This is a genomic window from Streptomyces sp. NPDC048600 (assembly GCF_055587025.1).
Genome location: NZ_JBVJGZ010000004.1, coordinates 303,688 through 330,066 on the forward strand (window position 1 = coordinate 303,688; position 26,379 = coordinate 330,066).

Below are 26,379 nucleotides of genomic sequence, written 5' to 3' on the forward strand. Positions count from 1 at the left end.
AACCCACCCACCCCCCCCCCCCCCCCGCACACCCCCCCCCCCCCCCCCACCCCCCCCCCCCCCCCCCCCCCCCCCCCCCCCCCCCCCCTCGCCGTTTCAGCGGTCGCCGCCGAGCATCGCCTCGGCGCCGTCCAGCGAGCGCTCCACCGTGAAGCGGAAGAACCGCAGTTCCTCCTGGGCGAGTTCGGCCGGGTCGCGGACCTGGCTGAGTGCCTCGGCGCCGGCCGCGGCGAGGCCGGGCCGGGCCTGGTCGTCGGCGAAGGCGGCCATCGTGCGGTGCATGTCGACACGGGCGGTGGGGAAGTTGGCCCGGTCGTCCTCGACGGCCACGAGCATGAAGGCGCTGTTCAGCAGATAGCGGTAGATGAGGGTGGACTGCTCGCCGAAGCCGGCGGCCTGCAGCACCTTGATCCCGGTGTCGATGGTCGGCAGGGCGGCGGGGACGTTGGGCCCCACCACGACCATCCGGCGCGCGACGCCGGGATAGGCGCGCAGCACGCCGCGCCCCTCGATCATCAGGGCGCTGAACCACTCCCGCCAGGGGAGCTGCCGGTCGGGCACCGGGATTCTGGAGATGACCCGGTCGACGACACCCATGACGACGGCTTCCCGATCGCCGACGTGGTGGGCGACGACGCCGGGCCAGACGTCGAGCTTGGTGGAGATCTGGCGGATCGACCAGCCGTCGAGGCCTTGCTCGGCGGTCAGTTCCGTCGCGGCCTCGATGATCTTGTCCGCTGTGATCGGCGGCAACCCTGCCGAGGCGCGGGACCTGCGGCGGGACGTCGTCTGCGACATGGCGACTACCTCACGCTGTGGACCACCCGGGCGGGGCCGGGTGTGTGGCGGCTCTGAGAGAGAGGGGGGAGATCCAACCCTAGCCTATTGGTCAGTGTCTAAGACGGTGTTGTAGGCTATTAGTCACTGTCTAACTGGAGTGGGCCGGGCTCTCCGCACAGCGCTGCCCGCCCGCCCCGCGCACTCTTCCCTGCCGTGTGGAGCGCCGGCCCGCTGTTCTCGTGCCCCCGCCGCGCTCCGACCTCCGCTCCGAGAGGCCTTCCATGCGCAAATGGATGCCGCTGCTGGCCGTGTGCCTCGGCACCTTCATGCTTCTGGTCGACGTCACCATCGTCAGCGTCGCGCTGCCGTCGATGACCGACTCGCTGGACACGTCCTTCACCTCCCTCCAGTGGGTGGTGGACGTCTATGTGCTCGTCCTGGCCGCGCTGCTGATGGCGCTCGGCTCGCTGTCGGACATCAAGGGCTCGCGCCGGGTGTACCTGGCCGGTCTCGCCGTGTTCGCGGCCGCCTCGCTGGCCTGCGGCCTCGCGGGCAGCAGCGAGATACTGATCGCGGCACGGGCCGTGCAGGGCCTCGGCGCCTCGGCGATGTTCGCCACCAACACCGCGCTCCTGGCGGGCAATTACGAGGGCCGTGACCGTGGCATCGCGTTCGGCCTGTGGGGCGCGGTCAACGGCGCCGCCGCGGCGGCCGGCCCGATCATCGGCGGTCTGCTCACCGAGCACCTCGACTGGCGCTGGATCTTCCTGGTCAACCTGCCCGTCGCCGCGGTCGCCCTGTTCCTCGGCGTCAAACACCTCGCCGGCCCGGCCACCCGCCCGCAGAGCCGCCTCGACCTGCCGGGCACCCTCACCTTCACCCTTGGCTCGACGCTGCTGATCTACGGCCTGATCCGGGCCGGCGAGGACGGCTGGACGGCGACCGGCACCCTGCTGCTGTTCGGCGGCACCGTCGTCGCGCTGCTGCTGTTCGTGCTGGTGGAGCGCGGCAGGCGGGACCCGATGCTGGACCTGAGCCTGATGCGCTCGCCGTCCTTCGGCGGTCTGATGTTCGGCGCCGCCGTGTTCAGCGCGGCCGCCTTCGCCAACCTGGTGTTCGTCTCGGTGTGGGCGCAGTCCGTGCTGGACTACAGCCCGGTGAAGGCGGGTCTGATCCTGACGCCGCTGAGCGGGATGTCGTTCGTCGCGGCGGGCCTCGCGGGCCGGTTCCTGTCGAACGTGCCGCCGCACATCCCGATCGGCGGCGGTCTGCTGCTGATCGGCGGCGGCACGCTGCTGGAGATGACGGTCACCGGCTCCTCCGGCTGGATCGCGCTGCTGCCCGGCTTCATCGTCACCGGCATCGGCGTCGGCATCGCCTCGCCGATCCTCGCCTCGGCCGCCCTCGCCTCCGCGCCGGCCGACCGGGCGGGCATGGCGGGCGGCGCCGCCAACACCTTCCGCCAGCTGGGCTTCGCGCTCGGCATCCCGGCCGTGGCCGCGATCATCTCCGCCACGGTCGCCACGCGGCTGACCGACAGCGGCCTGTTCCCCGACGCCGACGAGGCCGCCGGGCTCGTCACCGCGGGCCAGCCCTCGGCCGCGATCGCCGAGGTGTCCGCGGGTGCGCGCGACGCCGCGGGCAAGGTCGTGGAGGACGCCTACGCCGCCGGACTGGACCAGGCGTTCCTGGCGAGCGGTGTGGCCGCGCTGCTGGCGGGCGTACTGGTCCTGCTCGTCGTACGTCCGTCGGCCGCCGCGGTCCCGGCGCAGGCCCCGGACGCGGCACCGGTCGGCGAGAACCGCGCCGTGAAGTCCGTCTGACGCCGCGTCACCACCACGCGGGCCGGGCCGGGAGGCCGGTCCGGCAGCAGGTCACCACCTCAGGGGCCGCCCGGTACGTCCGGGCGGCCCCTGAGGCGTGCGGTGAGCCAACAGCCGCTACGACCGGCGAAGTCGCGCGACAAAAGGGAACCCGGCCCGGAGGCGGGGGCTTCTCCGGGCCGGGTGTTCAGAGTGCGCTCGCGGGGGAGGGTGCGACAACCCCTCGCTCGGGGGGTATGACAACCGCCCTACCGCGTACGGACACGGGCGCGATAACATCGCCTCCCCAACTGGCGAGTCACACTATCCAGTTTAGACAGTGGCACTACCCAATAGCCAGGGAAGAGCGAAAACCCGTGCGCATCAAGGAACTGAGCCGACTCAGTGGCGTCCCCGTCGCGACCATCAAGTACTACCTCCGCGAAGGGCTGTTGCCACCGGGCCGGCCCACGGCCGCGACCCAGGCCGAGTACGACGAACAGCACGTACGCAGACTGAAGCTGGTCCGCGCCCTGATAGGCGTGCGCGGACTGTCCGTCAGCGCCGCCAAGAACGTCGTGAACGCCGTCACGGAGGAACAGACCGACGTCCACACCCTGCTCGGCCTGGTGTCCGGCATGTGGCCGCTGGGCACCGACCCGGGTGGCCAGGCCCTCTGCGAGACCCCGCCCGGCGACTCCGAGACCGACGCACTGCTCGCCGAACTGGGCTGGTCGGTCACCGAGCACAACCCCGCCCGCCAGGTCCTCGACCACACCCTGCTCACCCTGCGCTCCCTCGGCATGGACTACGACTGGCGGTTCCTCCTCCCCTACGCCCGGCTCGTCCACGGCATCGCCGCGCTGGACCTCGACCAACTGCGCGCCCCGCTGGACCCGTTGGAGAAGGCGGAGCAGGCCGTACTGCTCACCTTCCTGCTCGAACCCGCCCTGCTCGCGCTGCGCCGCCTCGCCCAGGAGGCCGAGTCGCATCTGCGCTACGGCGCCCTGGAGGCGGCTCGGGAGGAGCCCGGCCCGGACTGAGTGAGCGGTACTCAACCGTCCTTGTCCACAAGGCCGTTCAGGGAATTCCGGCACCCGGAACGAGGCACGGGATTAAGTAATCGCACTCATGCGGCACCGGCCCCCCGCATGGTCTTCTCGAAACGAAATGGCCGGCGCGATGCGCCAACGCCCCCCTCGTTCACCGGGAAGGCAATGACGATGCAGTTCCGGATTCTGGGCCCGCCCGAGCTGTACGACGGTATCCGCCGGCTCCGCACCCCGCTGAGCGCCCCCAAACAGCGACGGCTTCTCGGCGCCCTGCTCACCCGGCCGGGCGAGCCGATACCGAGACATGAACTCGTCCGTGAACTCTGGGGGGCCAGGTCCCCCGTCAAGACGGCGAACTCGCTGAACGCCCATGCCTCTCTGCTGCGCCGGGCACTGGGCGCGGCGGAGCCGGACCGCGCGGGCACACCGCGGCTGGTAGCGCGGGACTCCGGATATCTGCTCCATGCCCGGTCCGACGAAACCGACTTCGGACTCTTCCGCAGCGCTCTGGAGCACGCGCGCGGCACCGCCGTGCGGGACCCCGAGGGGGCCTGCGAGCCGCTGCGGGACGCCCTCGGGCTGTGGCGCGGCGCGGCGCTGGAAGGGGCCGTGCACGGGCCGCTGGCGGCGCGGCTGGCTGCCCGCCTCGAGGAGGAGCGGGAGGAGGCCCTGGAGCTGCTCTTCGACTGCGCCCTGCGCGCGGGCCGGCACCGCGAGATCGTGGGCGAGCTGGAGGAGGTCAGCGCGGCGCACCCGCTGCACGAGCCGTTCCACGACCAGCTGATGCTCGCCCTGTGCCGCTGCGGGCGGGAGGCCGAGGCCATCGCCGTCTACCGGCGGGCCCGCCGTCATCTGCCCGGCGGCGCCGACCGTACGCCGCTGCTCACCGCCCGGCTGGAGCAGATCGGCGCCCGCTCCGCCGTCCTGGCCGCGCCGGCCGCCCCGCCCCGGGACGGAGCCGCGCACGCGCGCGTGGCCGAATCCGTGGAGCTGCCGCCCGTGCTGTCGGTGGCCGGCTATCTCCAGGAACTGTTCAACGGAAAGGCCCTCACCGCGTTGTGAGACAGGTGGGCAGGATTCCCGAAACGCGCATCGCGCCCCCGCCGGAGCGGGGGCGCGATGCTTTTGCCGGGGAAATGCTCAGAGTTCGGAGACGAGACGCTGGGCGACGTCCATTCCGGAGGAGTAACCGGCCTCGTGGGAACCGATCTGGTCGACTCCGTGGCGCTTCGCGTGGAAGTACGCGCCGGCCAGCTTGACCCGGGTTCCGTTGTTCACGTCGTAGATGTCCTTCTGCATCTCGCGCACCGGGTTGTCGATGATCGGGTGGGTGTAGGGGAATTCGGCGATGACGGTGTCCGCGGCCACCTCGAGCGGGTAGTCGAGGGTGACGAAGTAGTCCTTCTCCGCGGTGAATCCGTGGAGCTTGTTCATGTAGTAGGCGACGTAGGTGCGGTCCTGGCCGTCGACGGCGACCTTGCCGTAGTTCCACGCCTCCCAGCGCTCGCGGTTGCCCGGCATCACCGAGGGGTCGGTGTGCAGGACGACCCGCGAGCCGTTGTAGCGGACCTTGGAGAGCACCTCGCGCTGCCGCTCGGTCGGGTTCTCCAGCATGGCGAGGGCCTCGTCCGCGTGGGCGCCGATCACGACGTAGTCGAACCGCTCGCTGCCGTCGGCGGTGGTGACCGTCACCGAGTCGTCGCCCTGATGGATACGGGTGACGGGCTCGCCGGTGCGGATCTCGGGGCCGATGGCGGCCAGCGCCTTGCGGACGTAGTTGACCGAACCGCCGCCGACGGTACGCCAGTCGACGTGCTGTCCGCCGAGACCGCCCTCGTCGTGGCCCATGAAGAACGCGATGGCGGTGCTGGCGGGCATCTGCCAGATCAGCTCGGCCGGGATCGACCAGACCGCGGAGCACAGCAGGATGACGTAGGACGTGCGGAACGCCTGGCTGTAGCCGTTCTTGTCGAGGTACTCGCCGAGGGGGATGTCGGCCTTCTTGCGCACGAAGTCGCGGCGGCCCTCGGTGTGGAAGCGGCGGGCCTCGCGCCAGATGGTCTGGAACTCCTCCGGGTAGCGGGCCACCACCTCCTCCTCGGACAGGCCCAGCTCGCCTGTGCCGTACTCCATGCCGGAGTCCAGGTCGAAGAAGTTGAACGCGCCCTTGTGCTCGACCTGCTCGACGCCGAGCTCGTCGAAGAACTCGCACAGGTTGGTGTAGGCGGGCCGGTTGAACACGACGAAGGCGGTGTCGATGCCGAGGATCCGGCCGTTCTCCTCGACCTCGACGGTGTTGGCGTGGCCGCCGATGCGGTCCTCACGGTCGAACAGCGTGATCGACGCGTGGTCGCGCAGGTGGTAGGCCGCGGAGACGCCCGAGACACCGGCACCGACGACGGCGATACGAGGGGTGGTGGGAGGGGTCATGATCTGGTCCTTCACGGGTCGGTGTCGAACAGGGGTGATCGGTGGGGCGCCGGTCAGAACGCGCGCTCGCCGAGCGGGAACTGCCAGTGCGAGAACATGCGGTTCTCGCGGTAGAGGTGCCGCAGCACGCGCATGACCTCGTCGATGTCGTCCTGGTCGGTGACCAGTTCGGCGGGCCACAGCTGCCGGCGCAGCCGCTCCAGCTGGAGCAGCAGGACCGCGCCGCTGGGCAGCGGGTCCTCCAGCACGTCGTGCGAGTGGACGTAGGTGTGCACACAGGCGGCCGCGGCGTGGACCAGGCAGTACTCCTTGGCCAGCGCGAACAGTTCGGGCGACTGGGAGTAGCCGCGGCCGAGGTCGGCCTTGAGCCGGGTGGCGCGCTCGGCGAGCGGGGCGATCCGCTCCAGGAGCACCTCGGCCACGGCGGCGGCCCGGCGCAGCCGGTCGCGTTCGGCGTCGTCCTTGGCGTCCTCGGCGAGGGAGCGGAGCCTCTCCAGGCCGTCGGGGGCGGCGAGTACCGCGTCGTCGAGGCCGCGGCTGAACAGCTCCTGCTTCCAGGGCTGGTAGACCGGGAGTTCGGCGTCCATGCCGAACAGCACGGCGACGCGCTCGGCGGCGGCGCCGCGCAGCCCGGCGTCGGCGGTGGCCGCCTTGGTGAGCAGGCCGTCGAGCTGCTGGCCGAGGTTGCGCAGGTTCACCACGGTGTTGCCGTCGGCGAAGTTGGTGACCAGCAGGTCGCGCAGCATCTTCTGGTGCATGGAGTAGTGGCCCTGGCCGCGCAGGAACATCCGTGCGCCGAGCACGGTGTTCAGCTCGGACATGGACTTCTCCAGCATCGTCGGAAGCAGGTACTTGGCCACCGACGACACCACGCTGACCTGCTCCGGGGCGGCCTGGAGCCCGCGTGAGGCGCCGAGGCTGACCGCGTCGGCGACCATCAGGTCGGCGAACGCCTCGGTCAGCTGGCGGCGGGTGTAGGGAACGTCGCTGACCGGGTCGCCGAACAGGACGCGGTTCTCGGTGAAGTCGAGGTTGACCCGCAGGGTGGTGTCGACGGCGCCCAGGGCGAGGCTGGAGATGACCGCGCGCATGGCCTGGCTGGACTTCAGGGCGATCTCCAGCCCCTCGCCCTCGCGGCCGATCCGCCACTCGTCGGGCACGAAGGCGCCCTTGAGACGGATGCCGCTGAGGTCGAGGGCACGCAGGCCGTGCAGGGTCTCGACCGGGAGCTCCTCGATCGTCTCCGGGGCGGCGGTGTGCTTGTCCAGGATGAAGATCGAGTAGGCGGCCGGTCCCGGCCGCTTGCCCGTGCGGGCGAAGACGGCCATCTTCCCGGCCACGGTGGCGTTGCCGATGAGCCACTTCTCGCCGGTGAGCAGATAGCCGCCGTCGACCTTCTCGGCGGTCGTCTCGTTGGCGAGCAGGTCACTGCCGTGGTCGCGCTCGGACAGGCCCCAGGACAGTCCGCCTCCGTGCTTGAAGTCCTCGATGAGCAGCCGCTTCTGCTCGTCGGTGCCGGCGGTCCACACGGGCATGAAGCTGAGGTTGGTGATGACGATGGCGGTGGCGGTCGTGGGGTCGCGGCGGGCCACCATCCGCATCAGGTTGAACCCGGTCTCCACGTTGCCCGCCTTCCCGCCCTGCTCGGCGGGCAGCGAGTACACGTGGACGCCGAAGCGGCGCAGCTGGTTGACGAAGGAGTGGGGGTACTCCTCGCGCTCGTCGCTCTCCAGGACCCGGGCGAACGACATCCTGGTGCCCGCCTCGTAGGGGTCGCCGAGGTACCGCTCCAGGTCGGCGACCAGGGCGACCAGATCGGCCTTGGACATGAGTGCTCCTGTTCGGGTGAGGGGGCTTCTGATGTATCTCCGTGGAAGAAGGAGCGGCGTCCGGTGCGTGCTCTGGGGGTCCCCCCGGCCGAAGGCTGGGGGAGTGCCGGCCGGAAGCCCTCGTACTGGGCGTACTCGGACTTTCGGCCGGTGCGGCGAGAGTGCGTGCCGGGCGTCGCGACGCCGCGGAGATTCGTCAGAAGCCCCCTAGCGGGTGGAGGCGGCCAGGCGTACGGGCGCCGCGGTGAACATGCGGTCGACCTCCCGCAGCGCGAGGACCGCGTCGAGGGCGGGGGCCAGCCGGGCGCCGTGGCGGCGCGGGTCGGTGCCGTCGGCGCGGGCGAGGAGGTAGCCGAGGACGGCACCCAGCCAGCCGGTGGAGCCGGGCTCGGTGCCGTAGAGGGAGCTGCCGCGGTTGGCGTGCCACAGGTGGACACAGGTCGCGGCCGCGTGCAGCCAGGCGTACCGCTCGGCGGCGTCCACGAGCGCGTTGGGGTCCGCGCCGCGCCGCTGGGCTTCGCGCACCAGGTCCCCGAGACCGGTGACGGCCTCGGTCAGCGTGGCCGCGAGGTCGGCGATCTCGCTCCCGGCCAGTTCCGCCGCGGCCTTGGGCAGTCCGGCCAGGAGCGGGTCGAAGCCCCGGGCGAACATGTCGAGCCGGGCCGGCTCGTACGGCGGCAGCGGCGCGTCCAGCCGGAACACGGTGTCCAGCACCGCCGGGTCGGGCTCGCCGCCGTCGCCGCCGGTCAGGGTCGGCAGCTGACCCGCGTACGACCGCAGGTTGGACAGGGTGCTGGCGTCGATGACGCGGACGACGGCCGAGTCGCGCTGGAGCTTCTGGAACAGCCCCGCCCCGCGTTCGCCCTCGCGCAGCACCGACCGGGTGGCGAGGACGGTGCCGCAGTGCCGGATCAGTTCGTCGCAGGCCTCGGCGACGACGTGCTTGGCGGCCAGCGCCCACACGCTGAACGACTCGGGCACCACGTGCACCCCGCGCGCCGCGCCGAGCGCCACCGCGTCGGCCGCCAGCAGCGCCGCCGACGCCACCGCCAGCTCCCGCCGGGGGTGAGGGGATTCGACGAGCACGGTACGGCCGACGGTGCGCTCGACGGCGAAGCCGAGACTCAGCCGTACGGCGGTGTCGGCGATGCCGAGGCTGCCGGCCATGCTCATCAGGCGGACCGCCTGCTGGGCCTTGACCGCCGCCTCCAGGCCCTCGCCCTGCTTGCCGACCAGCGCGCTCTCTGGAACGGGCGTGTCGAGGAAGCGGAGGGTGGCCAGGTCGATGCCGCGCATACCGCCGGTCAGGGGCGCGGGCACCCGCTCCAGCGTGCCCTCGGGCACGTCCGCGGCCTCCAGCAGCACCGCGGAGAACGCGGCGGGGCCGCGCTCGCCGGTGCGGGCCACGACGTAGACCGCCTGCGCGCGCAGCCCGAGGCCGACCATCCACTTCTCGCCGGACAGCCGGCCCTCGGGGCCGAGGCGGACCTCGTTGGTGAGCAGGTCGCTGCCGTGCGCGGCCTCGGTGAGCGCGAAGGCGACAGCGCCGCCGCCGCGCAGGATCGCGGCGGCCCGGTGCTGCTGCGCCGGGCTGCCGTGCAGCTGGAGGCAGGTCGCGGCGATGATGCTGAACATCGTGCCGGGCATGATGTTGACGTCCCGGCGGGCGGCCGCGCGCACCAGGGTGAGGCTGCGGTCGAAGGACTCGAAGGTGCCGCCCCAGGCCGCGGGCAGGTAGTTGAGGTGGAACCCGCAGGCCACCAGTTCCGCGCAGAGCTCCTCGGGGAAGGCGTCCTGCTCGTCGCGGGCGACGGCGGCGGCGAAGCCGTGCGGGTTGGCGTCGTCGGCCGGGTCGCCGAGCCGCTCCTCGAGCTCCTCGGGGGTCAGGGCGCTCACCGCAGCCCCACCGAGGATCCGTGCGCCGGGCTCTCCAGCGGGACGGGCCGGTAGTCGGCGGCGGAGGCGGGGATGTGCACGCCCGCGGTGCGCAGCTGGGCGAGCCGGGTGTGGAAGGCCGCGCCGCGCATCAGGTGGTGGGCGACCTCGGCGACCCGCCGATTGCCGGGGGTCTTCAGATAGCTGCCGGTCACCCAGTCGTTGAAGCTGCCCATGGCCGGGCCGCACCAGACCTGGAAGTCCATGATCCGGCTCTCGTCACCGGTGACGGCCCAGCGCGAGGACATGCCCAGGTACCAGCGGAACACCAGCGCCATCCGCCGCTTGGGGCTGCCCGCGGCCCGCTGGAGCTGCTCGGGGTCGCGGCGGGTGAAGTAGGTGACGCACTCCTGCCAGACGTCCTCCAGCGAGCGCCGGAAGATCTGCTGCTCCAGCTTGGCGCGGTCGGCCTCGGGGATGGCCTCCAGGCCGTCGTACGTCTGGTAGAGCTCGTACAGGCGCTTGGCGCGCATCGCGAAGAGCGTGCCCTTCTTGAGGACCTGGAGCTCGACGCCCATCTCGAACATGTCCGCGGCCGGTGCCATCTCGCAGTCGGCGATGCCGGCGACGGCCAGCATCTCCTTGGACTTGGCGGACGCCCCGGACTCGATGCAGGACTGGTTGACGGAGCCGGTGACCACGTACGCGGCGCCCATCGAGAAGGCTGCGGCGACGGCGACCGGGGTGCCGAGGCCCCCGCCCGCGCCGACCCGGACGGGAACGGCGTAGCGGAACTCGCGCTGCACGGTGTCGCGCAGCCGCAGGATGGTGGGCAGCAGCGCGGGCAGCGGCCGGCGGTCGGTGTGGCCGCCGGAGTCGGCCTCCACGGTAATGTCGTCGGCGAGCGGCACATGGTGGGCGAGCGCGGCCTGCTCGGCGGTGATCAGACCCTGCTCCAGCAGGGCGCCGACCACGGCGGCCGGGGCGGGCCGCATGAAGCGCTCGGCCACCTCGGCGCGGGAGACCTTGGCGATGATCCGGTTCTCGGCGACGGGCCGGCCGTCGGGGCCGGGCCGCAGCCCGGCGACCCGGTAGCGCACCACGTGCGGGGTGAGGTCCATGAAGGCGGAGGCCTCCACGCAGCGCACCCCGTGGCGCAGGAACAGCTCGACGGCCTCCCGCTCGAGGCGGTCCTCGCTGGGCGAGTGGATCAGATTGACCGCGTACGGCAGTCCGGGGATCTCGGCGGCGAAGCGGGCGATGGCGCGCTCGATGTGCTCGGGCAGCAGGCCGGCCGCGCCGAAGGAGGCGAGGAAGCCCTCCCGGGCGAGGGCGATCACCATGTCGGCGGAGGCGATGCCGCCGGCCATGGCGCCCGCCATGTAGGCCTGTTCGACGCCGTGGGCGGCGCGGAAGGCGGCGGAGCCGAGGCGGTGCGCCGGCAGCGGCTCGGCGGCGGCCAGCAGCGGCAGGCCGTCGCCCTCGGCCGCGGCGAAGCCGCCGGAGACGGCGCCGATGCCACCGGGTGTGACGGTGACGAAGCACGGCTCGTCGAGGTCGGCCAGGGCGTGGTAGATCCCGGCCGGGTCCGTGCTCGGGTACCGCTCTCCGTACCAGCGGAGAGGGGTGTCGCGAATATCCATGGGAAAACGAAGCTCCTTGGCTGAGCGGCGGGGCGGGTGGGCCGTCAGGCGTCAGGCGGTGCGGACCTCGATGGCCAGGTCGATGAGTTCGTAGATGCGCAGGCCGGGCTTCCACAGGTCGGCGTCGGCGACGACGACGAGGCGGTCGGCCTCCTTGCGGATGTCCTTGACGTGCACGTCGAAGAACAGCTCCTTGTCGTGGCGCAGGATCTGGCCGCGGTACTTCCAGGAGGTCTCCACGTCGGTCGCCATGGCGAAGCGCGGGTTCTCGATGCCCTCGGCGAGGTTCTGCTCCAGGACGAACAGGCGCATCGCCTGCAGGACCGCCTCGACGCCGAGCGAGCCGGGCATCACCGGGTCGCGGTGGAAGTGGCAGTCGAAGTACCACTCGTCGGGACGGACCGCCCGGTAGCCGTGCACATAGCCGCGGCCGTGCTTGCCGCCGTCGGTGATCAGGTCGACGTGGTCGACGAGGGCGAACTTCTCGCCGGGCAGGTGCAGCGAGCCGCCGGTGGGGTCGGTGAACGCCGGGGCGCCCTCGGGCAGTTCGATGCGTCGCACCCGGTCGGCGGCCGGCTTCTCGGTCTCCATCCAGGGGGCGACGTACTTGCCGTTGTCGAGGCCGACCTGGTTGACGAGGGCCGCGTCGCTGAAGTAGCCGAAGAGGGACTCGCCGGTGTAGAACACCTCGCCGTCGGCGGAGAGTTCGTAGGAGAAGTTCTGCAGGACGGCGCCGTGGACGGCGCTGGTCATCAGGAGCTTCGAGGTGTGCCGGATGGTCTTGCCGCGCAGGTCGATGTCCTTGACCAGGGTGGCTCGGCCGTCGAGGTTGCGGATGCGGTACTGCTCGTCGGTGTTCTTCAGGGTGGCGCCGAGGTAGTAGCCGAGGAAGATCGCGGCCTGGAGCGAGGACTCCATGTACACGCAGTTCGGCATGTGCGGGAAGGAGTTCTGCTCGTAGTACCAGGCGTCGGCCGGCGAGTCGTACTCGGTCACCATCACCGAGCCGGGCGACAGGTCGCCGCGGGTGCCCTCCAGGGACATCACACGGTCGACGAACTGGAAGTCGCCGTTGGGGATGTAGGGGGCCCTGGACGTGCGGTAGACCTCGAACTCGGGGCCCATCGCGATGTCGAGCAGGCCCTTCGCGGCGTGCGCGAGGTGCATCTCGTTGATCATCGCGGCCTCGCCGTCGCGGTTGCGGCGGCCGAGGAACTGCGGGACGCCGCCGGTCTCCGGGCGGTACGGCGTGCCCTCCTTCTCCCGGACCTGGAGGCCGAGGTTCTTCATGCGCACGACCGGCTTGTCGTCCAGGTAGATCAGGACGTCGGCGATGACCGTGGCGCGCGGCAGGAGCGTCAGCTCCATGACCTCGACCTCGTACCGGATCTTGGCGTCCTTCTGTGTGATCTGGCCGCGGACCTGGACCTCGATCGGGGTATCGGTGACACAGGTGAAGCGGGCGTCGGGGAGCGTGAGGTGCATGCCCTGGTGCATCAGGTAGATCTGGAGGAGCTGCACCGCGCCCTCGGCGACCAGGGAGCCCGCGAGGACGTGGTCGTCGGGGAAGTGGCAGAGGAAGTACCAGCCGTCGGGCTGGAGGTTCTTCGTCGCGGTGATCCTGCCGAGGCCGCGCAGACCGCCCTTGCGGTCGATGTCGACCTCGTCGATCATGCGCATCTTGGCGTCGGGCAGCCTGAGGGCCGGGTTGATGCCGGGGTCCTGGGCGTGGTCCGGGCCGAAGACGTCGCCGGGGCGGCCCTGGGCGAGCAGCTCCAGGTCCTCGGCGGTGAGGTGGTTCTTGTCCGTGTGGGCGAGCGGCTTGAAGTAGCCCTTGGGCAGGGCCGCGCGGGCCTTCTTCTCCTTCTCGGTCATCACCACGCCGAGCGGGGTGTCCAGCTCGGCCTGGGTGAAGAACCCGGCGCAGGCGTCGCGCAGTTCGAGGATCAGCTCGCCGTCGGCGTAGCACTGGTAGCTGAAGAAGAAGATCGTCGTCTCGCCCTGGTGGACGAAGCGGTCGATGGAGATCTCGTAGCGCAGGGTCTGGCCGACGCGGGGCAGGAAGCCCCGGAAGACCAGGGTGCTGTCGAGCAGGCGGTAGACCCGCTCGCCCTTGTTGCGGAAGTCGATGCCGAGGTAGCTGACGAGCAGCAGGTCGCACTGGCCGGCCTCGACGGTGACGGCCGGGGGCACATAGCCGTCGACGGCGTACCAGGCGTCCTCGGGCACGTCGTACTCGGTGACGATCTTGGCGGGCTTGAACTCGCCCGTGGTGCCCTCGATGTCGGTGACCCGGGTGACGAAGTGGTAGGGCGGCGCGGGCAGTCGTACGCGCTTGCCGTAGCCGTCGATCACGCCGAACTCGGGGCCGAACACCTTGGCGACCGAGCCGACGGCGAACTCCAGCAGGTCCGCCTCGTCCCAGATCACGCCCTCCTTGACCTCACGGTCGGCGGCGGGCGCGGGCTCCGGGGTCACGGGGGCGGCGGGGGCGGACGCGGCCGGGGCGGCGGGGATCGCCGTGGCGGGCGCCGCGGGGGCCGGGGGCGCGGCCGGGAGGGCGGGGCGTTCGACGGCCGGGGCCAGGGCGGCGGGCTCGGCGGGGGCCGGGAGCGCGCGCGGCGTCGGCGAGGCCGGGGTGGTGCCGTCGAGCAGGGACTCGACCCGGCCGAGGGTGGCGGACTGGAGGATGTGCTGGGTCTCCATCACCACCGAGTGGGTGTCCAGCATCTGACGGCGGATCTCGCGCACCAGGTCGGCGGCGGGCGTCTCGGACGCCGCGCCGGACTGCCGGGCGGCCGGGCCCGCGGGCGCCGGGGCGGCCATCTCCGGTCCGGCCGGCGCGGCGGCGCGGGGGGCTTCGGAGGCGCTCCGGCGCGGGGGCTGGGACCAGGGCACGGTCGAGACGGGTGTGCCGTCGAAGGCGATGACCTCGGCGTCGGCGAGGGTCGGGTCGGCGTGCATGAGTGCGGAGTCCTCCGGCGGTGCGGACGGGGCGGGGGCGGTCGGGGCCGCGTGCGCGGCGGCGTGGTGTCTGCGGGGCGCCTGCGGCGAGCCGGGCCTGCCCCCTTCTCCGGAGCCGGCCCGGGCCGGGCCCGAGGGCACGGCCGTGCGGCCGGGGACGTGACCGGTGACCGGTGAGCTGTCGGTGGGCGAGGCGCCGACGGCATCCGGCGCAGAGCTGGTCGAGGCGGACGTCGACGCGCCGGAGCCCGCACCCTGTCCGGCCACCGGGCCGCTCGCCGGGGCGCCGGAGCCCGCTGCCGTCGGCACCGGAGCCGGACCGGCGGCCGGCGCCTCCGTTGCCGTGGCATCCGCGGTCCGCGTGCCGCGCGCCAGTTCCCGCGCGATCCGGGCCGGGGCCGGGTCGGCGCCGCCCACCCGGAAGCGGGTCGGCCGGGCCGGAGCGTCGGCGGCGGTCGCGGCGAGTAGCGCGTCCCAGTCCAGGTCCAGGCCGTGCGCGGTGAGCCGGGCCGCGAGCTGGGCGATCGAGCGGGTGGCGGGCACCCTGCGGCGGTCCAGGGGCGCGGCCATGTGCCGGGCGTCGCCGAGGGTCTCGCGGACCCAGCGGGCGCAGGTCGCGCTGGGTCCGGCCTCCAGGAAGTAGCGGAAGCCCCGGTCGTAGGCGGTGCGCACCAGACGCGGGAAGTCGATCGGCGCGCACAGGGTCGTCGCGATCCGGCGGGCGGTCTCCGCGCGGTCCACGGCGGGCAGCGGCGCGTAGTCGTACGCGCTGAGCAGCTCCAGGTCGCCGAACGAGCCGGTCGGGTAGCTGTTCAGCCCGGCGAGGGCGTCGAAGTCGGCGTTCACGACGGAGCAGTGCATGACCGCGCCGACGGGCGAGCGCGCGGCCGGGCAGCCGAGTTCCTCGATCAGCGCGCGGCACTGGGCCGGGTCGCCGGCGACGACCAGTTCCTTCGGCGTGTTGATGTGGGTGAGGAAGACCCGGTCGTAGCCCTTGAGGGCGGTGCGGACCGTCTCCGCGTCGGTGAGCAGGACGTGGCTGGACCACACCCGCTCGTCGGGGACGTCGGCGCCGATGCCCCAGGCCTCGCGCACGGTGTCCTTGGCGCCGACCAGGCGGTGCTTGAACACGGGCGTGCCGCTGATCAGGGCGTCGTCGCGGCTCTCGGGGAGCCAGCCCCGGGTGGCGAACAGCATGCTGGACTCGCCCAGGCTGTAGCCGAAGCCGCCGTGCGCCTTGACGCCGAGGACCTCGCGGACGAGGTCGGTGTAGAGGATGGAGAAGCTGGTGCCGGTGGCGAGCATGAAGGGGATGTCGTCGCCGAGCGAGCCCTCCAGCGCCATCAGTTCGCGGCGGCCGAGGGCGGCCTGCGAGCGCGGGTAGAGGGCCGCGGCGCGAAGGTGCAGCTCGGGCTCGTCGGCCATGTCCTCGAACGTGTCGAGGAGTCCGGGGAAGGCGCGGAACAGCTCCTGGCCGAGGCCGGGGTAGGAGTTGAAGGCGCCCGGGTAGACCAGGGCGACCTTCCCCTCCGGGCCGATCGGGTTCGCGGTGAAGCAGCTTCCGGCGGGGGTGGCCCATTCACCGCCCTCGGCGTGTGCGGCGGGCAGCCCGCGGGCGGCCAGTTCGAGCTGGGCGGCCAGTTCGTCGCGGTCGCGGCCGACCAGGACGGCGCGCAGGGTGCGGCCGGGCAGCTGCCGGCCGGCGTCGCGGGCCAGGGCGTAGGGGTCGGCGCCGTCGTCGAGCAGGGCGCGGTGCCGGGCGACCGTGGCGAGCAGTCCGTCGAAGGAGTCGGCGGACAGCGGCAGCACGACGGGTCCGCCGGCCCGCCGCCAGTCGCGCGGCACGAGGGCGCCGCGTGAGGTCCGGGCGGAGAGCACCAGGTGGCCGTGGGCGCCCGCGGCGCCGATGAAGCCGACGGCCGCGTAGCGGCGTGAGTCGCGCCGCGCCCGCAGCCAGGGGCGGGAGGTGTCCGGCACGTACAGGCCCGACGCCTCGAAGCCGGCGGTGAGTTGGTCGGCCGGGCGGGTCCAGCCGCGGGTGCCGGGGACGTAGCCGTGGTGCAGCCCGAGGACGGTACGGATCAGTCCGGCCATGCCGGCCGCGCAGCCGGCGTCGCCGATCTGGGCCTTGGCGCTGCCGAGGGCGACCTGGTGGGCGCCTGCCGGGTGCACCTGGGCGAGGCCCTCGATCTCGGCGCGGTCCTGGGTGTCGGTGCCGCCCGCGTGCGCCTCGACGTAGCCGATGTCGGAGGCGGTGATCCCGGCGGCGGTGTAGGCCTCGCTCGCAGCGGCCGCGTAGGTGCCGGCGTCGGCCTCGGGGACCGCGCCGTCGACCGGGTCGGCGTGCCGGATCGCCAGGGACTCCAGGCGGGCGTAGACGGGCCGGTCCCCGCTGTCGGGGCGGGTGACGACGACCGCGCCGGCGCCCTCGCCGATCCGGCGGCCCTGGGCGCCCTCCTGGAAGGTGAGCCCGGCCTCGGCGACCACGTCGGGGCGCAGCAGCAGGTTCTCGGCGGAGCCCGCGAGGTCGACGGCGCCGACGAGGACGGCCTCGATGCCGGGGTCGAGCAGCAGCAGGCGGGCGACCTGGAGGGCCTCGGCGGTGCCGGAGCCGTCGGAGGAGACGGTGAAGGACGGGCCGGTGAGGTTCCACAGGGAGGAGATGCGGCTGGCCATCACGTTGCCGATGTAGCTGAGCACCTCGTTGGCGACGATCGGGTCGACCACCGCGTCACGGCCGACGGCGGTCAGCCGGGCCAGCTCCGCCTCGTCGACCTCGATGCCCGCGCGCGCGAACTCCTGGCGGATGAACGTGCCCAGGCCGTAGCGGGTGATGCGCAGATGGGTGAAGGGCTCGGTCTCCATGGCGACGACGACCGCGATCCGTCGCGGGTCGGGCGCGCTCTGTCCCTTGGGGACCGCGCGGCTGTATCCGGCGTCCTTCAGAGCCTCGTCGGCGACCTTGATGGCGAGCGCGTGCTGGAGGTTGTAGGTGCGCAGGTCGGCCGGGGGGATCTTGAGGTCCATCGGGTCGATGCCCAGGCCGTCGACGAACGCGCCCTGCGGCAGGGCCTCGGGCGAGACTCCGGCGCCGTGGTCGAGGGAGCCGCCGCGGGTCTGGTCCAGGCCGCGCCAGCGACGCTCGGGCAGCGGACCCACCGTGTCGGCACCGGCGTGCACGGCCCGCTCGTAGGCGTCCAGGGAGTCGAAGGAGCCGAAGTGGGCGCCGAGTCCGACGATGTCGAGCGCGGGCACGGGGGTCCGCGGCTCGGCGGCGGGGGCGGTGCCGTCGGGCTGGGAGAGCACCACGTGGGCGTTGGTGCCGCCGAAGCCGAACGCGGAGACCCCCGCCCGGCGGGGACCGGCCGTCTCGGGCCAGTCGCGGCCCTCGCGCACCAGGGCGTCGGGGCCGACGCGGCCGTCCTTGGAGCTGATCGGCTGTCCGACGCCGATGGTCGGCGGGATGTGTCCCTGCCCCATGGCGAGGACGACCTTCAGCATGCTGCTCAGTCCGGCGACGGTGAGCAGGTGGCCGATGTTGCCCTTGACGGAGCCCAGCAGCGGGACGCGGCCTGCCTCGCCGAAGAAGTCGGCGACGGACTGCGCCTCGGTGGCGTCGCCGATCGGGGTGCCGGTGGCGTGGCACTCCAGGTAGTCGACGGCCGCGGGGTCGACGCCGGCGTCGGCGTACGCGAGTTCGTAGGACTGGAGCTGTCCGTGGCCCTGCGGGACCAGCAGATGGCGGCCGCTGCCGTCGTTGGACAGGCCGATGCCGTCGACGACGGCGTGGACGCGGTCGCCGTCGCGTACGGCGTCCTCCAGCCGCTTCACGGCGAACATGCCGGCGCCCTGTCCGGTGAGGATGCCGCCGGAGCGGCCGTCGAAGGGCTGGCTGAAGCCGTCGCGCGGGTAGGCCTGGAGGTCGCCGAAGGACAGGTGGATCAGCGTGGGGTCGGGCGCGCAGACACCGCCGGCCAGGACCAGGTCGGCCTGTCCGGCGGCGAGGTGGTCGCAGGCCAGCTTGAGCGCGTACAGGGCGGAGGAGCAGGCGGCGTCGAGGTTGTAGCGGGGGCCGCCGAGTCCGAGGGCGGTCGCGGCGAGGGTGGCGGGGGCGCCGCTGACCATCAGGTCCTCGGTGTTGAGCCGCTCCCCGTCGATACGGTCCTGCGCGTGCGCCAGAGCGCCGAGCGGGGGGTGGCCCGCCCGGCGCAGGCCCTCCAGCACCGCCTCCTGCACGAGGGGGACGCTGACCTGGGCCGAAGTCGGTGTGGGGAAGGAGTAGTTGCCGAGGACGAGGCCGGTGCGGGCGAGGACGTCCTGCCGGTCGCCGTGGCCGCTGTCGCGCAGTGCCTCGCGGGCCACGTGCAGCGTCCAGTGGAAGATGCGGTCGAGCCCGGCGAGGCGGTCGGCGTCCAGGCGGTAGCCGGTGGGGTCGAAGGCGAAGTCGGTGACGAATCCGCCCCGCGTGCAGTAGATCTCGTGCTGGGGATCGATGTCCCGGGCCTCGGGGCCGGGGCCGAAGACCTCCGTCCCGCCCTCCTTGCGGCTGTCCTCACCGGAGCGGAGGTTGCGCCAGAACTCGGCGGGCGACTCCGCTCCGGGGAACAGGCAGGCGAGGCCAACGATGGCGTACTTGCTCATGAGAGCTCTCGGGTCCCTTCTGGGGGTGGCCGGGCCGGGACGGCCTGGGGGTGCCGTCCGGGCCCGGCCCGACGCGTGCGTCGGAGACGAGGCGGGGTCAGCCGTTGAGGAACTTGTCCGCGAGCTGCGGGGCGGAGACGACCTTGACGCCGTCGAAGCGGGTCAGCACCGTCCCGTCGGGGGCGCACGCCGTGACGTTCAGGGCGGCGGTGCTGGAGCTGCCGCCCTCGGCCGGCTCGACGACGAGCAGGAACGGGGCGCCGTCGGGCAGCGGCCGGTGCAGTGCGACGCGGGCGACGGACAGGGGCAGTCCGGCGGTGCCGCGGAACAGCCGCACCCACACCAGGCCGGCCTGGAGCAGCAGGTCGGCGGTGCCGGGCGCGAACCGGGTGCCGCCGAACGCGCCGCCCTCGGGCCGCAGTTCGGTCAGCTCGCACTCCAGGACCAGCCGGGACTCGTCCTCGGCCAGCACCCGGCGCACACCGCGCAGCGCGGGACCGTGGAAGAGGGTGCCGTCCGTGTAGAGGCTCGCGCCGTCGCGGCCGGAGCCGAGAGCGGGCAGACCCGCGACGGTGGCCGGGGCGGGCGTGGTGCCCGGGGTGACGACGGCCGCGTAGTGCGGTCGTACGGCGCCCTTGGCGTCGGCGGCCTGGACGGCGACCTCGACACTGTCACCGGCGGGCGTCATCGCCAGCTCAGGCCGCTCGGGCAGGGTGTCGTCGAACAGGATGCCCTTGCGGACGGAGAAGTCGCGGACCTCGCGGACCTCGGTGCCGGTGGAGCGCTCGACGGCGCCGATCGCCCAGCCGAGGGCGACCACGGCGGGCAGCACCGGGGTGCCGCCGATGACGTGGTCGGCGACGATCGGGTCGTCCACCAGCCCGGCGATGGAGCGCCGGACGGTGACCGTGCCGTGCTGTGCGGGCCGCTCGGGCTCGGACAGCGGGGTCGTCGGGCCGAGGACCGTGACCACGTCGGCGGCGCGCCCCGCGTCGAACTGCTCGGTGAACAGCTTCGCTCCGGTGTCGACCGGGATCAGCGTGATGCCGCGCTCCTTGAAGACGGCCTTGATCTGCGGGGAGACCATGCCGCTGTCCCAGGCGCCCCAGTTGAGGGAGGTGACGCGGGCACCGGGGTGACGCCGCTTGAAGGAGGAGGCCCAGGCGTTGAGGGTCTCGTTGGCCATCGCGTAGTCGGACTGGCCCCGGTTGCCGAAGAAGCCGGCCACCGAGGAGAACAGCACGACGTGCCGCAGGAGGTCGGTGTCCAGGGCGGCGGCCACCGAGCGCAGGCCGGCCAGCTTCGGTGCGAAGACCCGCTCGATCTCGGAGGCCTTCTTGTTGGCGATCAGCTGGTCGGCGAGGACACCGGCGCCGTGCACCAGACCGGTGACGCGCTCCTTGTACGGGGCGAGCGCGGCGGCCGTGGCGGCCGGGTCGGTGATGTCGACGGCCAGGTACTCGACGGTGCTGCCGGCGGCCTGGATGTCGGCCAGCGTGCGGCGGATCTCCCTGGCTCCGACGACGGCGCCGTAGAGCTGCTCGACGCGCTTGGGGGTGGGCTTCTCGCCGGTGGCCTTCAGCTGCGCGGCGGCGGCGGCCTTGAGTCCGCCGTCCTCGACGCCCTGCGCCCAGGCGGGTTCGTCGGCCGGCGGGGTGCGGCCGATCAGGAGCAGTCCGGGGCGGTGGCGGCGGGCCAGTTCGACGGTGCAGGCGGCGGTGATGCCGCGGCCGCCGCCGGTCACCACGACCAGGTCGTCGGAGCCGAGTGCCGGGACGTCGTCCGCGCCCCGGTGGAGGCTCTCCTCGGCGAGGCCGAGGCCGACGCGGTGGGTGCCGTCGTGGCCGACCTGGGTCAGGTCGGCGACCACGTCGTGCAGTTCGTCGGCGAGGAGGGCGGCACCGGCCTCGGGGCTGAGGCCCGCGGACAGGTCGACGGAGCGGCAGAACAGCCGGGGCGCCTCGACCGCGAGGGTCTTGACCAGACCGGTGACGCCCGCGGCGACGGCGAGTTCCTCGGCGACGCCGGTGAGACCGAAGGAGCCGTCGAGGCGGGTGACGGTGACGAACGCGGCACGGCCCGACTCGGCGGCGGCGGTCAGCGGCTGGACCGCGTGCTTGGCGACGAGCAGGGTGTGCGCGAGGCGCCGGGTGGCCTCGGACCAGTCGCCGAGGTGCGCGGCGGACAGGTCGACCACCAGGGTGACGCGGTCGGCGAGGACCGCTTCCATGCGCTCGGCCAGCTCGGTGACGCCCCAGCCGGTGAGCGCGTGGTCCTTGACGCCCTCGACGCGCTGGGCGACTCCGGGCAGGCGCAGGACGTGCACCGGGCGTCCGCTCTCGACGAGGCGGGCGGCGAACGCGGGCGCCAGGTCGGAGCCGTCGTCCACGATCAGCGCGGCGGAACCCGGCGCGTAGGCGTCGGTCAGCAGGTCGGGGGTGGGCAGGCCGACCAGCGCGGCCTGGGCCCGGCCGATGCCGCCAGAGGGCTTGGCGGCGGCGGGCTCGGCGGCGGGGGCGGCGCTCACGGCGGCCGGGGCCGTGGTCTCCGCGTCGCCGGCCATGAAGTCGACGATCTGGCGCAGGGTGCGCAGTTCGGCGAGTTGCTCGGGACCGGCTGCGACACCGGCGCCGAAGCGCTCCTGCATCACACCCATGATCTCGACCCGCTTGATCGAGTCGATCCCCAAGTCCGCCTCGACATCCATGTCGAGATCCAGCATCTCGGCCGGATAACCGGTCTTCTCACCCACGACGTCCAGCAGCGCGGACGAGACGGCACCCGAGTCGGGGCCGACGACCGGAGCAGGGGCGGAGGCCGCGTCGGCGGGGGCGCCGTCGGCCATGAAGTCGACGATCTGACGCAGCGTCCGCAGCTCGGCAAGGGCCTCCGGACCGGCCGCGACACCCGCGCCGAAGCGCTCCTGCATCACACCCATGATCTCGACCCGCTTGATCGAGTCGATCCCCAGATCCGCCTCGACATCCATGTCGAGATCCAGCATCTCGGCCGGATAACCGGTCTTCTCACCCACGACGTCCAGCAGCGCGGCGGACACCGCACCGGAGTCGGGACCGGCGGAGCCGACAGCGGCCGGGGCGTCACCGGCCGGAGCGGCGTCGGCCATGAAGTCGACGATCTGACGCAGCGTCCGCAGCTCGGCCAGCGCCTCCGGACCGGCCGCGACACCCGCGCCGAAGCGCTCCTGCATCACACCCATGATCTCGACCCGCTTGATCGAGTCGATCCCCAAGTCCGCCTCGACGTCCATGTCCAGGTCGAGCATGTCCGTCGGGTAACCGGTCTTCTGACCCACGACGTCCAGCAGCGCCGCCGACACCGCACCGGAGTCCGGGCCCGCGGGGGCGGCAGCGGCCTGGGCGTCACCGGCCGGAGCGGCGTCGGCCATGAAGTCGACGATCTGACGCAGCGTCCGCAGCTCGGCGAGCGCCTCCGGACCGGCGGCGACACCGGCGCCGAAGCGCTCCTGCATCACACCCATGATCTCGACCCGCTTGATCGAGTCGATCCCCAGATCCGCCTCGACGTCCATGTCCAGGTCGAGCATGTCCGTCGGGTAACCGGTCTTCTGACCGACGACGTCCAGCAGCGCGGCGGACACCGCACCGGAGTCGGGGCCCGCGGGGGCGGCAGGTGCGGCGGCGGGCTGGGCGACCGGCTCGGCGACACGGGCCGCAGGTGCCGGGGCCGTCGTCGGGGCGGCCGGAGCGGCAACGGGCGCCGGAGTCACGGCAGGGGCCGGCGTGACCGGGGCGGGGGCCAGCGCGGCCGGGGCGGGCGCCACCGGGGCGGCGAGCGCGGGCTGCTGCGGGGCGCGCGGGGCCTCGGGACGCGCGGGGGCGGCCGGGGCGGAGCCGGCCGTGCGCATCTCCAGGGCGGCCAGGTCGCGCAGAATCTCGTTGGCGCGCAGGTGGCTGCGGCCGATGTCGAGGCCGTGCTCCTTGACGGCGTTCACACCGGGCAGCACCTCGCCGAGCTGCCCCTGTTCGGCGGCCCGCTCCAGTACGCCGGTGAGGCGCTCGGCGCTCTCCAGCTGGCTGTTGAGGTAGTCGTCGTGCAGGGCGAGGTGGTCGGCCACGAGCCCTGCGAGGCGGTCGCTGTCCACGTGGGGTGTCTCCAAGGCGGTCGGAGCGGGAGCGGGTGTCGGTACGGGCCGGGCGGGCGCGACCGCGGTGGCGAGGGAGCCGGGGGCGGTCTGCGCGGCGGCGGGGGCGGCCGAGGGCACCGGCCGGGCGGCGGTGACCGGCTGGGCGGCGGTGACCGGCTGGGCCTGCTGGGCGACGGCCGGGAGCGGCGCGCTCGGGGCCGGGGCCGGTCGTGCGGGGGCCGGGGTCTGCGGCGCGGGGGCCGGGGTCCGCGGCGCCGCAGTGCCGTTGGTGCCGTTGTTCGCGCCCGGCAGCGTCGGGACGGTGACGCGGTAGCCGTTGTCGATGGCGTCGCGGTAGGCGGCGCGGCGTTCGGGCGAGACGTAGTTGATGCCGTTGAGCAGGATCTGCATGCCCTTGGCCGGCGCCTCGACGGCCGGGGCCGCCACATAGCGGTCGGCGGTGGCGAGCGGCAGGCCGAGCACGGCGAGCTGGGCGACACCCTGCTTGAGCGCGGTGTCGGCGTCGCGGCCGGGGCCCGCGTCCAGGGCGACGGCGGTGTGCTCGCGCTCGCCGAGGATGCGGCGGACGAGCTGTGTCAGCACGGACTTGGGGCCGAACTCGACGAACACCCGGTGCCCGGCGGCGTACATCTCCTCCACGCGGGCGGCGAAGTCGACCGGGTTGATGAGCTGCTCGGTGAGCACCTTGCGGTTGGCGGCCACGTCGTCGCCGTAGGCGGCGTCCCGGGTGTTGGCGTACACCGTGGCGTTCGGGCGGGTGACCTCGACGCGGTCCACGTCGGCGCGGAAGGCCTCGACGGCGTGTCCGACGAACGGCGTGTGGAAGGCGGCGGACACCGGCAGCCGGCTCGCGCGCAGTCCTGCCGCGGTGGCGTCGGCGACGACCTTCTCGACCTCGTCGGTGGGACCGCCCACGACGATCTGGTCGGCGGCGTTGCGGTTGCAGACCACCACGTCACGGCGGGCGGCGACGAGTTCGGCGACCCTCTCCTCGGGCGCCGAGACCGCGGCCATCGCGCCGGCGTCGAAGCCGGCCCGCTCCGGCGGGGCCATGGCGTTGCCGCGGGCGCGGGCGAGGGCGAAGTAGGCCTCGTCCGCGAGGGCGCCGGCCGCCCACAGTGCGGTCAGTTCGCCGAAACTGTGGCCGAGGAAACCCTCGGCGGCGAAGCCGAGTTCGGTGAGGTAGCGGAACTGGCCCGCGGACAGCGCGCCGATGGCGGGCTGGGCGTAGGCGGTGGCGCGCAGCGCGGTCTCCTGCTCGCCCCGGCCGGCGTCGTCGAACGCGGGCGGCGGGAAGGCGATGCGGGACAGCGCCACCGAGCCCTCGAAGTGCCGGTTGGCGGCGTCGAACGCGGCGCGCAGCGGCGGCAGCGCCATGACGGCGCTCCTGCCGAGGTCGACGTACTGGCTGCCCTGTCCGGCGAACAGCGCGGCGACCTTGCCCGTCCGGGCGGCACCGCTGCGGTAGTACACGCCCTTGGGGTGCTGCCACGCGTCGGCGTCCGGGCGGGCGCGCAGCTCGCTGACGGCGAGGTCGCGCAGCGCGGTGAGCTCCTGCTCGGTGCGGGCGACGAAGGCGACGCGGGCGCTGCCCCCGGGGGCGGGGCCGCCGTTCGCGGGTGCGCCGGAGGCGAGGAGTGCGGCGAGGGCGGCGGTGTCGGGGGCGTGCCACAGATGCACGGCGGACACGGGGAAGGCGACGCGCAGGTCGTCGCCGTCGCCGTGCTCCTCCAGCACCATGTGGAAGTTGGTGCCGCCGAAGCCGAACGAGGAGATCGCGGCCCGGCGCTTGGGGCGCTCGGGGGTGCGGATCCAGGGGCGGGCCTCGGAGTTGACGTAGAACGGGCCGGTGGCGAAGTCGATCGCCGGGTTGGGCTCGTCGACGTTGATGGTGGGCGGCAGCACCTTGTGGTGCAGGGCGAGGGCCAGCTTGATCATGCCGGCGGCGCCCGCGGCGGCCTTGGTGTGCCCGATCTGGGACTTGACGCTGCCGACGGCGGCGTAGCGGATGTCCTCGGTGCTCTCGGAGACGACCGCGGACAGGGCGCTCAGCTCGGTGGCGTCGCCGACGGCGGTGCCGGTGCCGTGCGCCTCGAACAGCTCGATGCTCTCGGGCGAGCAGTCGGCGTCCTCGTACGCGCGGCGCAGGGCGACCATCTGGCCCTCCTTGCGCGGGGCGTAGATGGACTTGAAGCGGCCGTCGCTGGAGGTGCCGATGCCGCGCAGGACGGCGTAGACCTTGTTGCCGTCGCGCTCGGCGTCGGCGAGGCGGCGCAGGGCGAGCATGCCGATGCCCTCGCCGATCAGGGTGCCGTCGGCGTCCTTGTCGAACGGGCGGATGCGCCCGGACTTGGAGAGCGCGGGCGTCTTGCTGAAGCACAGGTACATGAAGATCGTGTTCTCGGCGTCGCAGCCGCCCACCAGCATGGTGTCGGCGCGGCGCTCGAGGAGTTCGCTGGCGGCGCTGCGGACCGCGCCGAGCGAACTCGCGCAGGCGGCGTCGATCGTCATGTTGATGCCGCCGAGGTCGAACCGGTTGGCGATCCGGCCGGCGACGACGTTGCCGAGCATGCCGGGGAAGGAGTTCTCCTCCCAGGGGGCGTACGCCAGGCGGAACTTGGCGACGATCTCCTCGGCGTCGCGCTCGGTCAGGCCGCAGCTGCGGACGACCTCCTTGAGCACGCCGCTCTGCAGCCGCGCGGTGAGCGGCTGGGTGAGCTGGTTGGCGCCGGTGATGCCGAGGACGACGCCGGTGCGGGACTTGTCGTACCACTCCTGGTCGGCGCCCGCGTCCTTCAGCAGCTCGCGCGTGACGACGAGGCTGAGGAGCTGGAGGACGTCGGTGACCTCCAGGGTGTTCGGCGGCAGGCCGAACTCCAGCGGGTTGAAGGGCACGTCGGGGATGAAGCCGCCGCGCCGGGAGTACGTCTTGTCGGGGACCGTGGGGTCGGGGTCGAAGTGCTCGTCGACGTCCCAGTGTCCGGCCGGCACGTCGTCGATGCAGTCGGCGGCCGAGACGACGTTGGCCCAGAACTCCCGCAGGTTGCTGGACTTCGGGTAGAGCGCGGAGAGGCCGACGATGGCGATGGGGTCCCGGGCTAGCCGACGGTCGAGGTCGGATTCCTGCGATGAGTTCACGGCGAGTCTCTCTGGTTCCGGGCGAACGGTGATGGGTTCGGTGCGGTGGCGGTGCACGGCCGTCCCGGTCCGGGGGTTCGGGGCCGGGTGGCGGAC

General features: G+C 73.1%; 10 protein-coding genes. 3 read left to right on the forward strand and 7 right to left on the reverse strand.

All coding sequences use genetic code 11. The annotated features are described in order from the left end of the window. Positions 1 to 96: 96 nt before the first annotated feature. On the reverse strand, positions 97 to 798 hold the full coding sequence (locus ACZ6SQ_RS07540; protein WP_469557651.1) for a TetR/AcrR family transcriptional regulator: 702 nt from the start codon (positions 796 to 798) through the stop codon (positions 97 to 99). Between the two features lie 263 nt (positions 799 to 1,061). Here ACZ6SQ_RS07540 and ACZ6SQ_RS07545 point away from each other — a divergent pair, with 263 nt between their 5' ends. The 3 genes from ACZ6SQ_RS07545 (at position 1,062) to ACZ6SQ_RS07555 (ending at position 4,696) form a co-directional block, all read left to right on the forward strand. Further along, positions 1,062 to 2,603, forward strand: a complete 1,542-nt coding sequence (locus ACZ6SQ_RS07545; RefSeq protein WP_469557653.1) for an MFS transporter — start codon at positions 1,062 to 1,064, stop codon at positions 2,601 to 2,603. 356 nt (positions 2,604 to 2,959) lie between these two features. Further along, entirely contained in the window at positions 2,960 to 3,625 is a 666-nt protein-coding gene (locus ACZ6SQ_RS07550) for a MerR family transcriptional regulator (protein WP_389331824.1), read from the forward strand. Between the two features lie 174 nt (positions 3,626 to 3,799). Then, a complete protein-coding gene (locus tag ACZ6SQ_RS07555; protein ID WP_469557656.1) occupies positions 3,800 to 4,696 on the forward strand; it encodes an AfsR/SARP family transcriptional regulator in 897 nt (298 codons plus the stop codon). A 78-nt stretch (positions 4,697 to 4,774) separates the two neighbouring features. Here ACZ6SQ_RS07555 and ACZ6SQ_RS07560 read toward each other — a convergent pair whose 3' ends face one another. From ACZ6SQ_RS07560 to ACZ6SQ_RS07585, 6 genes are all read right to left on the reverse strand, one after another. Next, positions 4,775 to 6,064, reverse strand: a complete 1,290-nt coding sequence (locus ACZ6SQ_RS07560; protein WP_469557658.1) for an NAD(P)/FAD-dependent oxidoreductase — start codon at positions 6,062 to 6,064, stop codon at positions 4,775 to 4,777. A 53-nt stretch (positions 6,065 to 6,117) separates the two neighbouring features. After that, the gene (locus tag ACZ6SQ_RS07565) at positions 6,118 to 7,893 is read right to left on the reverse strand and encodes an acyl-CoA dehydrogenase family protein (protein ID WP_469557659.1); all 1,776 of its coding nucleotides are present in this window, start codon (positions 7,891 to 7,893) and stop codon (positions 6,118 to 6,120) included. Positions 7,894 to 8,100: 207 nt separating this feature from the next. After that, a complete protein-coding gene (locus tag ACZ6SQ_RS07570) occupies positions 8,101 to 9,789 on the reverse strand; it encodes an acyl-CoA dehydrogenase family protein (RefSeq protein ID WP_469557661.1) in 1,689 nt (562 codons plus the stop codon). Beyond that, a complete protein-coding gene (locus ACZ6SQ_RS07575; protein WP_469557663.1) occupies positions 9,786 to 11,411 on the reverse strand; it encodes a PfaD family polyunsaturated fatty acid/polyketide biosynthesis protein in 1,626 nt (541 codons plus the stop codon). Before ACZ6SQ_RS07575 ends, ACZ6SQ_RS07570 begins: the two co-directional genes overlap by 4 nt. A gap of 51 nt (positions 11,412 to 11,462) precedes the next feature. After that, positions 11,463 to 19,016: a beta-ketoacyl synthase N-terminal-like domain-containing protein gene (locus tag ACZ6SQ_RS07580; RefSeq protein WP_469557665.1), complete on the reverse strand. Its 7,554-nt coding sequence runs from the start codon at positions 19,014 to 19,016 to the stop codon at positions 11,463 to 11,465. 97 nt (positions 19,017 to 19,113) lie between these two features. Next, complete coding sequence (locus ACZ6SQ_RS07585; protein ID WP_469557667.1) at positions 19,114 to 26,283, reverse strand: SDR family NAD(P)-dependent oxidoreductase; 7,170 nt, start codon at positions 26,281 to 26,283, stop codon at positions 19,114 to 19,116. Positions 26,284 to 26,379 lie beyond the last annotated feature (96 nt).

Excerpts from the sequence above, each read along its gene's own strand:
- ACZ6SQ_RS07565 (WP_469557659.1), bottom strand. The coding sequence starts at position 7,893 with ATGTCCAAGGCCGATCTGGTCGCCCTGGTCGCCGACCTGGAGCGGTAC.
- ACZ6SQ_RS07575 (WP_469557663.1), bottom strand. The coding sequence starts at position 11,411 with ATGGATATTCGCGACACCCCTCTCCGCTGGTACGGAGAGCGGTACCCG.
- ACZ6SQ_RS07540 (WP_469557651.1), bottom strand. The coding sequence starts at position 798 with ATGTCGCAGACGACGTCCCGCCGCAGGTCCCGCGCCTCGGCAGGGTTG.
- ACZ6SQ_RS07580 (WP_469557665.1), bottom strand. The coding sequence starts at position 19,016 with ATGAGCAAGTACGCCATCGTTGGCCTCGCCTGCCTGTTCCCCGGAGCG.
- ACZ6SQ_RS07555 (WP_469557656.1), top strand. The coding sequence starts at position 3,800 with ATGACGATGCAGTTCCGGATTCTGGGCCCGCCCGAGCTGTACGACGGT.
- ACZ6SQ_RS07545 (WP_469557653.1), top strand. The coding sequence starts at position 1,062 with ATGCGCAAATGGATGCCGCTGCTGGCCGTGTGCCTCGGCACCTTCATG.
- ACZ6SQ_RS07560 (WP_469557658.1), bottom strand. The coding sequence starts at position 6,064 with ATGACCCCTCCCACCACCCCTCGTATCGCCGTCGTCGGTGCCGGTGTC.